Genomic DNA, 12,307 nt, shown 5'->3' with positions numbered 1-12,307 from the left:
CGCTACGCCAGCGGCGGTAAGTCCGCCAGCGGTTAGCGAAAGGGGCGAAACATCGGGGATATGGATCGAGCGGAGCAAGGCTGGCCGGCACATCGGGGTGATCCAGGATGAAAGAATGGCGAGGGCGGTCGGCGGTGCAGGAGCGACCCAGGCCGCCCGCCGAATGGCTGGCGCGAGCGGAAGCAGCCGGCGGCTTGTTGGCGCCGGCGCCTCAAACGCTGAAATGGGTTGAACGGGTGATACTCGCCGTTGACGGGTTCCTACACAATCCCGACCACGCCCACCTGGTTGACGCCGACCTGGCGTTCCTCTGGGCTTCGTCCGGCTTCCAGAAAGCCGGGCGCGTGGTGCTGGGCCAGGCCGAGCAAGTCATGTTCCGCGCCGGAGGCTGGCAAAAGGCGCGCCAGGAGCAGCAGATGATCGAATGGTTCGGTCGTGTGCCGGCGTTCCTGATCACTCTGGCGGCGGACTACTGCGCCACCTGCAGCGATGCGGAGTTCTGCGCGCTGGTGGAGCATGAGCTCTACCACATCGGGCACGCGCCCGATCCGTACGGCGCGCCGGCATTCGACAAGGCGGGCCGGCCGAAGCTGCGGATCATCGGGCATGACGTGGAAGAATTCGTCGGAGTCGTGGCCCGCTATGGGCCATCGGCGGATGTTCAGCGGCTGGCCGCGGCCGCCAGCTCTGCGCCGGCCGTGCCTCGGCTGGACGTTGCTCGCGCTTGCGGGTGCTGCTTGAGGGCCGCGTAGCGCAGGGCTTTAGAAACTGGCTTGCAACTCGCGCAGATGCCCTTCGATCTCAGCAAGGACGCGCGGAGCACATTCCGCGCAAATGTTCTCGCGGACCATTCCGCTGTCGTCGTATTGAGCCAGGTGTTTCTCCCCGGCGGCAATCGTGTGCTTCGAATTCGCGTGGCATTTACGGGCACCAGCAGCGGTCTCGATTTTCAGATTCTTGAGCGGATTGCGCGCTTTAGGCATTGTCGTCTCCCATTATTAGTCGAGTTACCCGTTTAGCGCCTTCTGTGTTTATTGGCAACATATTGGTATGGCAAAGCTCACGGAGGCGCACAAGCGCTTCATAGTCCAAGCCCTGGCCTGCTGGGACCGCCCCAGCCAGGTATCGGAGGTGGTGAAGGAAGAATTCGGCCTGGACGTGCCCCGCATGCAGATTGCGCAGTACGACCCCACCAAGGTGGCCGGCAAAGACCTGGCCAAGAAGTGGGTCCAGCTATTCCACGACACCCGGCAACGCTTCCGAGAGGAAATCGCCGAAATCCCCATCGCCGACCAAGCATTTCGCCTGCGGCAGCTCGGCAGGATCTACGACAAGCACATCAGCCGGGGCAACGTCGTCGGCGCGGCCGGCGTGCTGGAGCAGGCCGCCAAGGAGGTGGGCGGCGCATTCACGAATAAGCGGGAGCACACGGGAGCTGGCGGCGGCCCGATAGAACAGAAGACGGTGGTGGTGGATGAAAGACAAGTCGCCGCCGCCGTCGCAAAGCTGCAAGGCGAGTACTGACCCCGCCGTCCTGCGTGCCACGGCAAAGGCCCTATGCGAGCAGGACCACCTGTTCTTCAGCAGGTACTTCTTCAAACACCGCCAGGCCATCAAGTTCCGGGTCAACTGGCACCATGAACTGATCGCCCAGAAGGTGCAGGACGTCATCGACGGCCGCATCAAGAACCTGGTCATCAACGTGCCTCCGGGCTCGTCGAAGACCGAACTGGTGGCCATCAACCTGATGGCCCGCGGCCTGGCGCTGAACCCGCGCGCCCGGTTCCTGCACATCAGCTATTCCGACGACCTGGCGCTGCTGAACTCGCAGACGGCCAAGGAGCTGGTCCAGTCCGACGAGTTCCAGGAACTGTGGCCGCTGAAAGTCGCCGCGGACGCGAAAAGCAAGAAGCGCTGGAACATCGAGGTCGACGGCCGCAAGGCCGGCGGCGTGTATGCGGTGTCGCTCGGCGGCCAGATCACCGGCTTTCGTGCCGGTCATATGGCGGAAGGGTGGCAGGGCGCCATCGTCATCGACGACCCGCTTAAGGTCGGCGACGCCTACAGCAAGCCGCGGCGCGCCAAGGCGAACCGCGACCTGATCGCCACGGTGAAAAGCCGTCGGGCCAATCCCGACACGCCGATCATCGTGATCATGCAGCGCCTGGCGCAGGAGGACGTGACCGGCTTCATCGAGGCCGGCAACCTCGGGCCGGACTGGGAACAGGTCGTCATTCCGGCGCTGATCGACGACGCCTATGTGGCAGGCCTGCCGGCCGAGCTGCAGGGCAAGGTCGACAGCAGCGTTCGGGACGAGAAGGGGCGTTTCAGCTACTGGCCCTACAAGGAGCCGCTGGCGGATCTGCTGGCCATGGAGGCCGGCGCCGGCACGGACCAGGAGGGCGCACGCGTCAGCCGGTACGTATTCTCGGCGCAGTACCAGCAACGCCCGGCGCCGCTGGGTGGCGACCTGATCAAGGGCGCCTGGTTCGGCCGGTACGCGGTGCCGCCCCGGATCGTAGCGCGCAAGGTGTTCGCCGACACCGCCCAGAAGACGGCCGAACGCAACGACTACAGCGTCTTCGAATGCTGGGGCCTGGGCGACGACGGCAAGCTGTACCTGCTGGACCTGCTGCGCGGCAAATGGCAGGCGCCGGAGCTCAAGCGGCGGGCGCTGGACTTCTGGGCCAAGCACAAGCCGTTCAATCCGAAGCTGTCGGCGCCGCTGCGGCAGTTCCTCATCGAGGACAAGTCGAGCGGTACCGGGCTGGTCCAGGAGATCGCCGCCGGCGGGCATATCCCCGTCAAGGGTGTGCCTCGGGACAAGGACAAGCTGACGCGGGTCATGGACGTTCAGAGCTACCTCGAGGCGGGGCTGGTGTGCATTCCCGAGGAAGCGCCCTGGGTGAACGACTTCATCGCGGAGTGCGAGGCCTTCACCGCTGACGATAGTCATGCACACGACGATCAGGTCGACCCCATGGTCGACGCCATCAACGACATGCTCGCCACGACGGGCAGCGACATAGGGCGCTTCATGGCGCTGGCAAGTACATGATGAACCAAGACGGCTATCTGTCGGCGTTGCTGGGTCCGGGCATGCTGGACGCATTGCCCAGCGGCCTCGGCGCTCTGGATGACCTGGCGATGTACGCCGAGGGCGGTCTGCCGGCCCGTGTTGTGGACATGATCCCGGATACCGCGGTGTCGCGCGGCGTGGTCATCGCTGGCGACGATCGGGTGCGCGACGAGCTGGATCGGTTGAAGGCGTTGCCGGCGCTGGCAGACGCGTGGCGCTGGGCGCGGCTGACGGGCGGCGGAGCGATCGTGATCGTCGCCAAGGACGGGCGCGCCTTGCGTGATCCGCTGAACCTTGATTCCCTGGACACGCTTCTGGAGCTCAAGGTGTTCACGCTGGACGACATATCGGCCACCGAGAGGCGCTATTCCGACCCGAAAGAGGCCAACTACGGCATGCCCGAGATCTACCGCGTGCGCGTGCGGGCGGCGGGCGTGCCTTCGGCCGAGTTCCTGGTGCATGAGAGCCGACTGATCGAGGTTCCGGGAGATCCGCTGCCAGCGCAGCTCAACCGCAAGGGCATTCCCTGGGCGGGGCGGCCGGCGGCGGCGCGGGCGTTTCGGGCGATCCGGCGCTACGGCGAGGGGTTGACCTGGGCGCTTCGGCTGATGGAGAAGAAGCAGCAGGCCGTGCACAAAATGAAGGGCCTGGCCGGCGCCATCCAGGCCGAGATGGAATCCGTTGTGCGCAAGCGCGTGGAAATGGTCGACGCTGCCCGCAACGCCCTGAACGGCGTGGCCGTCGATGCGGAAGACGACTACCAGGTGCTCAGCTCGGACATGGGCGGCATCAAGGACACCCTGGCCGAATTCCAGATCGCGGTGTCGGCCGAGGCGGGCTATCCGGTGAGCGTGCTGTTCGGGCGGTCAGCGGCCGGCCTAAACGCCACCGGCGACGGCGATCTTGAGGGGTTCTACAACGCGGTGGCCATGGGCCGCGAGGTGAAGCTGACCCCCGCGCTGGAGCGCCTGGTGTCGTTGATCCGGGCGCAACGGTCATTGGCCGGTACCGGTACCGCGCAGGGCGAGGCTTGGTCTATCACCTGGCCGCCGCTCAAGCCGGCCACGGCCAAAGAGGAAGCCGAGGTTCGGAAGGCCAACGCCGAGGCCTCGGCCCGCGAAATGGACGCCCTGAGCTCCGCCGTCGACAACGGGCTCAGCCAGGACCAGGCGCTGCGCTACATGAAACAGGAAGGGCTCTATGGCCTCGTTCCCGACGCAAATGGTCAATCGGCCACGTCGTACGCCGCGGCCACCTAAGCAGTGGCGCTACCCGCTGGGCGACGAGCAGGACTACGCGCGGGCGCTGCGGACCGCTGCGCAGGCCGCCGTTCTGGCCGTCGAGCGGTATGTGATACCCGAGCTGCCGCGGGTTCTGCGCGAGGATGACCTGCGCAACACGCCCGTCGGCGACGGGGGCTGGTTCGAGTCGCTGCGCCGAGCCTTCATGGCGGCGCTGCAGGCGGCAGCCTTGCCGGATGGCAAGGCGCAGAGCCTGGCGTCGCTGGTGTCCCAGCGGGTCGAGCGATACAACAAGGAGCAGTATCACCGGATGCTGCGGCGCGCCTACGGGGTGGATGTGTTCAAGGCCGAGCCTGGCCTGGGCCACGTGCTGCGCCCATGGGAGGCCGAGAACATCGGCCTGATCAAGTCCATCCCGGAACAGTACCTGAGCAACCTTCACGGGCGCGTGGTGGCCGCGGTGCGGCAGGGCACGTCGCTGCGTGACATGACCAAACAGGTCCGGGATACCTACGATCTGCCGCGGAAGCGGGCAGAACTGATCGCCCGTGACCAGATCGGCAAGCTGAACGGCAACCTGACCGAGTACCGGCAGACCAATATCGGCGTCAAGAAGTACCGGTGGCGGGGCGTCCTGGATGACCGCGAGCGCGATGAGCATGTGGAGCGTGAGGGCCAAGAGTTCGAGTGGGACAAGCCGCCCGCCGACGGGCACCCAGGCAAGCCTATCCGCTGCAGGTGCTGGGCCGAGGCTGTTCTGCCGGCGCTCGACGACCTGGACGCGCTGATCGTTCATTGAGGAAAAACCCATGGCAATGCGATATGACCGGGCGCCGCTCAAGGCGACCCGCACGGACGAGGGCTACCTGGTCGACACGCCCGTGCTGACGCGTACCGGCGTCTTCGAATACCGGGACGGCGCGGGCCGTGTGCGCCGGGAATACCGGCCGCCCGAGGAGGTGTTCAACGCCGACTCCCTGGCCAGCCTGCGGGGAAAGCCGATCACCGACGGACACCCGGGCAAGGTCAACGCCCAGAACGTGCGCCAGCACATGATCGGCACGGCCTTGTCCGAAGGGCGCCAGGACGGCCAGAACATGGTCGGCGACATCCAGATCTTCGATACCGGTCCCGTGGACGCCGGCAACAAGGAGTTGTCGCTGGGCTACGAGCTCGAGCTGGACGAAATCCCCGGGGTATCGCCGCAAGGCGAGCCGTACGACATCGTGCAGCGGCACATCCGATACAACCACCTCGCCGTGGTGAAACGTGGGCGCGCAGGTAATGCGCGCTTGAATCTAGACGCGGCAGACGCCGTAACCAAAACCGATAAGGAACATGACATGAGCACGGTCAAGATCCGACTCGACAACGGCCTGTCCTATGACGCCGCGCCCGAAGTCGAACAGGAGATCAACCGCCTGCGGGCCGACCTGAAAACGGCCACCACCAAGGCGGACGCCGAGGCGGCCCGCGCCGATGCCGAGAAGGCCCGGGCGGACCAGGCGGAGCAGGGCATCGAGCAGGCCCGCCAGGACGCCAAGGGCGCGGCCCTGGCCCGCGTGAAGCTGGAAGCGTTGGCCACCGAGCACAAGGTGGCGTTCAAGGCCGACAGCACCGACCGCGCGCTGCGCGAGGGCGTCATCAAGGCGGTCCGTGGCGACTCGGCGGATCTGGCCGGCAAGTCCGACGGCTACATCGAGGCGGCGTTCGACCTGGCCGTGGGCGAAGCCAAGAGCCGGCAGGATGCCGTCGAGACGCAGCGCCGCGAGCTGGCCGGCGGCGACTCGTTGACCGCCCGGCAGCAGCGCTCCGACAGCGCGCCGCCGCCCAAATCGGCCAGCGCGGCCCGCTCGGCCTACCTGGCGAACCTGAAGAAAGGAGGCGAATAATGCCCGCCATCTACGATGACCGCATGGAGCCGGCCTACGCCGGCATGAAGGCAGACCTGGGCTATGACGATGTCGAGACCTACGCCGCCGCGGGCGATATTGCCCCGGGCGTGATCGTGGGCGACACCACCGACGACCGCATCGTCGCCGGCCCGGGCTCTCGCATCCGCGGCCTGGCGCTGCACACGCACACCATTCCGCGCGAGGGGGGCTACCGCGAGTTTGACGCCGTTAGCGTGCTGCGCGTTCGTCGCGGCTGGGCCAAGGTGTCGGCCGGTGGCGCCGTGACCAAGGACGGCCCGGTTCGCTGCGCGGCTGACGGCACCGTATCGGACAGCGGCGCTACCGGTGTACCCAACGCCGTCTTCCGGTCGGGGGCCGTGGAGGTGTCCGGCGGCAAGATCGCCCTGATCGAGCTGCTGGCGCCCTTTGCCGCCCCGGCGGCGCCCTGATCCCGCCGCCATCATCCGCAATCACCCCCAAGGCCCCACATAGGGGTCTTTTTCATTGGGAATCAGCATGGAAAAACACGAGCATTACGACGAGGCCGACCTGCCGGCCGTGAAGAAGATCGTCGTGGCGCTGGCCGGCATGCGCGAGGACGAAGGTCTCTTCAGCGCTCGCCAGCTGGACTACGTCAAGACGCGGACCTACGACAAGAAACTGCCGCCCATGGTGGGCCTGACGCTGGTTCCGATCTCCACCGAGGTACCCGAATGGGCCGAGACCTTCACGTACTTCATGTACGACGAGGTCGGTATGGCCAAGATCGTCGCCAACTACGCCGACGACCTGCCGCGTGCCGACGTGAAGGGCGAAGAGAAGATCGCCCAGATCAAGAACATCGGTGACTCCTACGGCTACAGCGTGATGGAGCTGCGGGCGGCCGCCGCCAACCGCAGCGACCTGCCCACCCGCAAGTCGATGGCAGCCCGCAAGGCGATCGAGATCAAGCTGAACCAGATGGCGCTGATCGGCGATCGCAAGTTCGGGCTGTACGGCCTGGTGAACCACCCGAACGTGCCGCTGGTCGTTGGGCTGCACGGTGACTGGCTGAATCCGGCCACGACCCCCGACCAGATCCTGGCCGACCTGGACATGATCTACGACGCGGTGACCAACCAGTCCAAGGACGTGCATACGCCCACCCGCATCGTCATGCCCACCGAGCAGCGCAGCCGCATCTTTTCGCGCCGTGTCCCGGATTCCAACGGCAAGACCGTGGGCCAGTTCTTCCTGGACAAGCATCCCGGCCTGCAGATCATCGGCGCCGCCGAATTCAAGGGGGCGGGCACCAACGGCAAGGACCTGATCCTGGCCTACGAGTACAGCGAGGAAAACCTGGCCATGGAGCTGCCGATGCCGTTCAACCAACTGGCGGCGCAGGCCCGCGGGCTTGAACTCGTCGTGCCGTGCCTGGCGCGTGCCGGCGGGGTAGTCGTGTATTACCCGCTGGCGATGGCGAAGGGGGATATCTGATGCTGTATTGCGAAAACCGAACCAAGGCGGTCATCAACATCGGTGGCCATACCGTGATCGCGCCGACGCGCGCCGCGTGGGTCAACCCCGAGGATCGCGGCGTCCAGGACCTGATCGACCGCGAGCTGCTGGTCGAGACGGACCCGCCCGCCGAAGATGCGGTGCCGGCTGGTCGTGGCGGCAAGCATGGCGCTGCCGCGAAAGCCGATAAGGAGCCGTCCACGGTCAAGGAGCTGAAAGCCTGGCTCGATGAGCAGGGCGCCCAGTACTCGCCGTCGGCCTCCAAGCCGGAGCTGCAGGGCCTGTACGAGGCCTTGAAGGCTGCCGCTCCTGGCGAAGGCGGCGGAGATGCGCCGGCCGGCGGCGGCTCGCAGGAGTCGTAAGCATGGCGGCCACCATCGACGATCTGGATTTCCTGGCGCCGGCGGTGGCCGGCTTGCCGGCGCCGGACAAGGAGCGAGCGCTGGCCATGGCCGCCGACTATCGGCCGGCATGTCTGCCCGCCAAGTTGCAGGACGAGGCACAGCTCTGGTACGCCGCCTGGCTGCTGTACGGCATCAAAGCGCAGCGCGCAGCGGATGCCGACGGCGTGGTGGCCAGGCCTGGCTTGGTCAGCGAGAAGGAAGGCGACCTGCAGCGTGTCTATGGCCGAGTGGCCGGCGGGGAGGATCCAGCGGGCTTCTACGGCAGATACGAACGGCTGGCGCGCATCTGCAAGGTCGGCGCGGCCACCATAAGGAGCTTTCCTCGTGGCGGTTAAGGCGATCGACAAGGGGCTGGAGGCGCATGCACGTCTTGCCAAGGCCATCAACGGGCGCGGCGTCGAGTTTGGCATCCAGCGGGACGCCGGCCGGGACCCGAAGACGGGGATCGAGCTGATCGATATCGCGATCTGGAACGAGCTGGGCACCGAGCACATTCCCGCCCGGCCAGCTATCCGCGACTTTGCCGAGAAGAATGGCGAAGTGCTGGGCATAGCCATGGAGCGGATGGCGGGCGCCGTCCAAGATGGCAGCCTGACCGTGGAGCAGGCCCTGGATCAGTTGGGTACGTTCGCTGAAAAGCACCAGAAGGCGCACATCCAGCAGTCCAAGGAATGGGCCAAGCCCAACGCGGAATCGACGGTGGCCAGGAAGGGGAGCGACGTGCCTCTGATCGACCACGGGCTGCTGGTGAACGCTGTGCGGTATCAGAAGGTGTAGCGGCATGAGCTTCCGAAAACCGCATGTCATCCGTGGCCAGTTGCCCGGCCGCCGGGAGCGCGGGCGCTGGATCGAGGGCGAGCCCATTCCCGATAGAACCATTTCCGCCTCGGTGCAGCCGGCCAAGGTGGGCGACTACGAGCAATTGCAGGCGACCCCCGAAGGGCGCCGCATACGGGCGGCCGTCCGGATCTACACGTCCGAGCTGTTGAGCGTGGCCGGCCAGGACTGGACCGGCGGCGATCGGCTGGTCTGGGGTGCGGGGCCACTGGCGGGCGAATACCTGCTGGTGGGCGTGGCGCCCTGGCAGTCGGGCGTCATTCCCCATTACCGCTACCTGGCCGTGTTGTTGGCCGACCAGGAACAACAGGATTCCCAGAACACCCCGGCAACCTGGGTCGGGCGCGGACGGGGCTAAGCGTCCGCAGGGTCTCTCCCCGGGTCCGGCCGGGCAATCCAGGTCACCGGAGAGGGCAGCGCCGAGTCGCAGCGCGTGCAAGCACGGGCGCGATAGTCCCATCGGCGCACACATCCACAGGACAACCATGACACCGGAAGACGCGATTTTCGAACTGATCGAGGCGGCCGCCGCCGGCATCCCCGTGATCTTCGCCAACGAGAACGGCACACGGCCGGCGCCGCCGTACATCGCCCTGGCGGTGCGCTGGGCGCAGGCCAGCCGGGCGGAGCGAGGCGAGGTGGATGAGCACGGCAACGCGTTGATATCTCAACACAATGACGCCACGGTGGAGCTGCAAGGGTTCGGCGCCGGTGCCTATGACGGCCTGGACACGCTTCAGCTACGCCTGCAACACCCCGAATTCGAGGAGCGCGCCGAAGTCCTTGGCCTGGCGGTCTTTGATCGAGGCCGCCTACAGAACATTCCCGTCTTGCGCGAGGGGGTGCGGTATGAGCAGCGCGCCCTCCTGGAGCTGGGCGTGCGCTATGTCGTTGCAAGCCTGGCGGCCGTGCCTGTTATCGAATCGATCGCGCCCGCCGCGTAAGCGCGCGGCCGCTCCCCCCTTTGCCACCCGGCCGCCTTGCAGGCGGCTTTTTTACTGGAGCCACACATGGCAAACCTCGAACGGATCGTCAATGTGGCGATCTCCCTGAACACCACCGCGATCAAGCAACAGAATTTCTCGGACATCCTGGTGCTGGGCGCGCACGCGCTGGCGGTCGGCCGCATCCTGGTTGTCTCCGAGGCGGCTGAACTGCTGGAGCTGGGCCTGAGCCAGGCCGATCCGCTTTACATCGCCGTGCGCGACGCCTTCAAGCAGATCCCGACCGTGCCACGAGTCTTCGTTGGCCGGCGCCATGTAGAGACCTCGCGCGTCACGGTAACGCGGGCGAACGCCAGCGACTATGCGATCACGTTGTCCTGGCGAGGTCAGGATGGCAACGTCCAGTCGGTAACGTCCACGTTCACCGGCCTGGCCGACAGCACGCCGGCAACCATCGCCACGGGCTTGGTGCAGGCCATCGTCGCCAGCGGTGCGCCGGTGTCGCCGACTTCGGTCGGCTCGGAAATCTCCATTACGGCAAAGGACGCTGGCACCGCGGTGGCGGTCGCGGTCAAGGGCAATCTGTCGGTGGGTATCGCGACCAGCTCGGAAACGCCGACGGCTGCCCTGGCCGCTTGCAGCAAGGAAAACGCCGACTGGTACGGCGTTGCGCTGGCCAGCCGCAAGGAGGCCGACATCCTGGATGCTGCCGAATGGGTCGAATCGAACGGACGGCTGTTCGGCGTTTCCAGCGCCCAGGCCGGCATCCTCGACGCGGCCGTCACCGACGACTTGGCCTCGAAATGCCAGCAGAAGCAGTATTTCCGGACGCACGTCTGGTTTCACGGCGAGGCCGACAGCCAGGCGCTGGAAGCGGCGGTCGCGGCCAACCGCTTCACGTTCTATCCGGGCGGGGAAACCTGGGCCAATGCGCGCCTGGCTGGTATCACCTACGACGGGCTGACCGAGGGCCAGGCGCTGGCGGCCCACGCCAAGAACGCCAACACGTTCGAGCAGATGCGCAGCTTCGCCGTGACCCAGAACGGCAAGGTGGCCGCGGGCGAGTGGATCGACGTCATCCGCGGCCGCGACTGGCTGGCCGAGCAAGTCAAGATCGAGGTGGCCACCCAGCTCGTCAACGCGCCCGGCAAGGTGCCGTTCACCGACGACGGCATCCAGGTCCTGGTGACCGGCGTGCGCAAGGCGCTGATGCTGGCGCAGACCCGCGGCCTGGTGGCACCCGACGAGGTCGACGCCGCCGGCAAGATCATCCCGGGCTTTGTGATCTCGGCGCCGCTGTCGATGAACATCCCCGCCAATGACAAGGCCAACCGCGTCCTGCGCGACCTCAAATTCAGCGCTCGACTGGCCGGCGCCATCCATGTCAGCGACATCAAGGGCAACCTGACCTATCAACAAATCTAAGCGGAGCACCTGAGCATGTCCGTAAAAACCTATGCACCGAGCCGGGTGAAGTTGGTGCTGGGCGCGATCGCGCTCAGCGGCCTGGCCGAAGACACGTTTGTCACCGTGGCCGAGATCGGCGAGGGCATTTCCTCGGTCTCGGGCGTCGACGGCGAGGTGGCCCGTGCCATGTCGCGCGATACGCGCCTGCGCATCACCGTGACGCTGTTGCAGACCAGCGCCAGCAACGCGCATCTGTCGGCCTTGCATCAAGCCGACAAGGCGACCGACGGCGACGGCGCCGTGCCGGTGGCCGTGACCGACCTGCGGGGCAAGTCGTTGCATGCCGCGGATTCCGCCTGGATCGTCAAAAGCCCCGAAGCCGGCTACGGCGCCAAGGTCGGCACCCGTGAATGGGTGATCGAAACGGGTCCTTCCATCAACGTCATCGGAGGCAATAGCTGATGAGCCGCACGCTGTCGGTTCCCATTGGAACCACCACCTTCCATATCCTCAAGTTCGACGCATCCACCCAGCTCAAGCTGTTGGGCGATTTGCAGAAGGAGGTCTTGCCGGCTGCTGGGTCGCTGTTTGGTGCCGTCGTGGGTGGCCAGGCGAGCGACGGCGCGGCTGGTGCTGGCGAGGCCACACTGCGGGACGAGCAGGCCGTCATGCAAGCGCTGCGGCACCTGTCCAGCCGTTTGGGCGGCGACGAGCTGCAGAAGTGGTTTGGGCTGCTGGTCGGCCCCGACAACGTCAGCTTCGAGCTCGAGGGCCGGGAGCCTCAGAAGCTCACCGACGCCCACCGAGGCCTGGCATTCCAGGATTTCTCTGAGATCCTGGAACTCATGTACCACGTCCTGATGCACAACTTCGCCGGCCCTTTGGCGCGTTGGGCCAGCCGCTTTGGTCTGGCCCGCGGGAAGCTGGGGAATCTGTCGGCGTCTTCCGCCCCGACTTTGAGCGAGAGCTGATCATCTGGCGACCGATCCTGGCCGGCCACATC

17 protein-coding genes are annotated in these 12,307 nt (G+C 66.3%); 16 read left to right on the top strand and 1 reads right to left on the bottom strand.

The window, feature by feature from the left end; all coding sequences use genetic code 11:
* Positions 1-107 precede the first annotated feature (107 nt).
* Positions 108-752, top strand: coding sequence for a putative metallopeptidase (locus K2W61_RS26550; protein WP_059269796.1), 645 nt, complete (start codon positions 108-110; stop codon positions 750-752).
* Positions 753-761: 9 nt separating this feature from the next.
* Here K2W61_RS26550 and K2W61_RS26545 read toward each other — a convergent pair whose 3' ends face one another.
* Positions 762-983, bottom strand: a complete 222-nt coding sequence (locus K2W61_RS26545; RefSeq protein WP_156430303.1) for a hypothetical protein — start codon at positions 981-983, stop codon at positions 762-764.
* A gap of 67 nt (positions 984-1,050) precedes the next feature.
* On the opposite strand from K2W61_RS26545, the gene K2W61_RS26540 reads away from it, so the two are divergent.
* From K2W61_RS26540 to K2W61_RS26470, 15 genes are all read left to right on the top strand, one after another.
* Complete coding sequence (locus K2W61_RS26540; protein WP_236756884.1) at positions 1,051-1,524, top strand: DUF2280 domain-containing protein; 474 nt, start codon at positions 1,051-1,053, stop codon at positions 1,522-1,524.
* Positions 1,475-3,058, top strand: coding sequence for a phage terminase large subunit (gene terL, locus K2W61_RS26535; RefSeq protein WP_236756883.1), 1,584 nt, complete (start codon positions 1,475-1,477; stop codon positions 3,056-3,058). The genes K2W61_RS26540 and terL overlap by 50 nt, the downstream gene beginning before the upstream one ends.
* A complete protein-coding gene (locus K2W61_RS26530; RefSeq protein ID WP_236756882.1) occupies positions 3,055-4,338 on the top strand; it encodes a phage portal protein in 1,284 nt (427 codons plus the stop codon). The genes terL and K2W61_RS26530 overlap by 4 nt, the downstream gene beginning before the upstream one ends.
* Positions 4,280-5,119: a phage head morphogenesis protein gene (locus K2W61_RS26525; protein ID WP_236756881.1), complete on the top strand. Its 840-nt coding sequence runs from the start codon at positions 4,280-4,282 to the stop codon at positions 5,117-5,119. Before K2W61_RS26530 ends, K2W61_RS26525 begins: the two co-directional genes overlap by 59 nt.
* Before the next feature lie 10 nt (positions 5,120-5,129).
* A complete protein-coding gene (locus tag K2W61_RS26520) occupies positions 5,130-6,212 on the top strand; it encodes a DUF2213 domain-containing protein (protein WP_236756880.1) in 1,083 nt (360 codons plus the stop codon).
* Complete coding sequence (locus K2W61_RS26515; protein WP_236756879.1) at positions 6,212-6,664, top strand: structural cement protein Gp24; 453 nt, start codon at positions 6,212-6,214, stop codon at positions 6,662-6,664. The genes K2W61_RS26520 and K2W61_RS26515 overlap by 1 nt, the downstream gene beginning before the upstream one ends.
* Before the next feature lie 67 nt (positions 6,665-6,731).
* On the top strand, positions 6,732-7,691 hold the full coding sequence (locus K2W61_RS26510; RefSeq protein ID WP_236756878.1) for a DUF2184 domain-containing protein: 960 nt from the start codon (positions 6,732-6,734) through the stop codon (positions 7,689-7,691).
* Positions 7,691-8,074, top strand: coding sequence for a hypothetical protein (locus K2W61_RS26505; RefSeq protein ID WP_236756877.1), 384 nt, complete (start codon positions 7,691-7,693; stop codon positions 8,072-8,074). Before K2W61_RS26510 ends, K2W61_RS26505 begins: the two co-directional genes overlap by 1 nt.
* A 2-nt stretch (positions 8,075-8,076) precedes the next feature.
* The gene (locus K2W61_RS26500) at positions 8,077-8,451 is read left to right on the top strand and encodes a DUF4054 domain-containing protein (RefSeq protein ID WP_236756876.1); all 375 of its coding nucleotides are present in this window, start codon (positions 8,077-8,079) and stop codon (positions 8,449-8,451) included.
* A complete protein-coding gene (locus K2W61_RS26495; RefSeq protein WP_236756875.1) occupies positions 8,441-8,893 on the top strand; it encodes a hypothetical protein in 453 nt (150 codons plus the stop codon). Before K2W61_RS26500 ends, K2W61_RS26495 begins: the two co-directional genes overlap by 11 nt.
* Before the next feature lie 4 nt (positions 8,894-8,897).
* Positions 8,898-9,311, top strand: a complete 414-nt coding sequence (locus tag K2W61_RS26490) for a hypothetical protein (RefSeq protein WP_059269806.1) — start codon at positions 8,898-8,900, stop codon at positions 9,309-9,311.
* Between the two features lie 127 nt (positions 9,312-9,438).
* Positions 9,439-9,897 (top strand): phage neck terminator protein, encoded by a 459-nt coding sequence (locus K2W61_RS26485; RefSeq protein WP_059269807.1) that lies wholly within the window; start codon positions 9,439-9,441, stop codon positions 9,895-9,897.
* 66 nt (positions 9,898-9,963) lie between these two features.
* A complete protein-coding gene (locus K2W61_RS26480; protein WP_059269808.1) occupies positions 9,964-11,322 on the top strand; it encodes a DUF3383 family protein in 1,359 nt (452 codons plus the stop codon).
* Positions 11,323-11,337: 15 nt separating this feature from the next.
* Positions 11,338-11,766, top strand: coding sequence for a phage structural protein (locus tag K2W61_RS26475; protein WP_236756874.1), 429 nt, complete (start codon positions 11,338-11,340; stop codon positions 11,764-11,766).
* Positions 11,766-12,275 (top strand): phage tail assembly chaperone, encoded by a 510-nt coding sequence (locus K2W61_RS26470; protein ID WP_236756873.1) that lies wholly within the window; start codon positions 11,766-11,768, stop codon positions 12,273-12,275. The genes K2W61_RS26475 and K2W61_RS26470 overlap by 1 nt, the downstream gene beginning before the upstream one ends.
* The last annotated feature ends 32 nt before the right edge of the window (positions 12,276-12,307 follow it).

Source organism: Achromobacter pulmonis, from assembly GCF_021733725.1.
GTDB lineage: Bacteria > Pseudomonadota > Gammaproteobacteria > Burkholderiales > Burkholderiaceae_B > Achromobacter > Achromobacter pulmonis.
The sequence above is the reverse complement of the archived record's forward strand: the minus strand, read 5'-3'. Positions and strand labels throughout refer to the sequence as shown.

Coding starts and splice junctions, on each gene's coding strand:
- K2W61_RS26550 (WP_059269796.1), top strand. CDS start 108: ATGAAAGAATGGCGAGGGCGGTCGGCGGTGCAGGAGCGACCCAGGCCG.
- K2W61_RS26545 (WP_156430303.1), bottom strand. CDS start 983: ATGCCTAAAGCGCGCAATCCGCTCAAGAATCTGAAAATCGAGACCGCT.
- K2W61_RS26540 (WP_236756884.1), top strand. CDS start 1,051: ATGGCAAAGCTCACGGAGGCGCACAAGCGCTTCATAGTCCAAGCCCTG.
- terL (WP_236756883.1), top strand. CDS start 1,475: ATGAAAGACAAGTCGCCGCCGCCGTCGCAAAGCTGCAAGGCGAGTACT.
- K2W61_RS26530 (WP_236756882.1), top strand. CDS start 3,055: ATGATGAACCAAGACGGCTATCTGTCGGCGTTGCTGGGTCCGGGCATG.
- K2W61_RS26525 (WP_236756881.1), top strand. CDS start 4,280: ATGGCCTCGTTCCCGACGCAAATGGTCAATCGGCCACGTCGTACGCCG.
- K2W61_RS26520 (WP_236756880.1), top strand. CDS start 5,130: ATGGCAATGCGATATGACCGGGCGCCGCTCAAGGCGACCCGCACGGAC.
- K2W61_RS26515 (WP_236756879.1), top strand. CDS start 6,212: ATGCCCGCCATCTACGATGACCGCATGGAGCCGGCCTACGCCGGCATG.
- K2W61_RS26510 (WP_236756878.1), top strand. CDS start 6,732: ATGGAAAAACACGAGCATTACGACGAGGCCGACCTGCCGGCCGTGAAG.
- K2W61_RS26505 (WP_236756877.1), top strand. CDS start 7,691: ATGCTGTATTGCGAAAACCGAACCAAGGCGGTCATCAACATCGGTGGC.
- K2W61_RS26500 (WP_236756876.1), top strand. CDS start 8,077: ATGGCGGCCACCATCGACGATCTGGATTTCCTGGCGCCGGCGGTGGCC.
- K2W61_RS26490 (WP_059269806.1), top strand. CDS start 8,898: ATGAGCTTCCGAAAACCGCATGTCATCCGTGGCCAGTTGCCCGGCCGC.
- K2W61_RS26485 (WP_059269807.1), top strand. CDS start 9,439: ATGACACCGGAAGACGCGATTTTCGAACTGATCGAGGCGGCCGCCGCC.
- K2W61_RS26480 (WP_059269808.1), top strand. CDS start 9,964: ATGGCAAACCTCGAACGGATCGTCAATGTGGCGATCTCCCTGAACACC.
- K2W61_RS26475 (WP_236756874.1), top strand. CDS start 11,338: ATGTCCGTAAAAACCTATGCACCGAGCCGGGTGAAGTTGGTGCTGGGC.
- K2W61_RS26470 (WP_236756873.1), top strand. CDS start 11,766: ATGAGCCGCACGCTGTCGGTTCCCATTGGAACCACCACCTTCCATATC.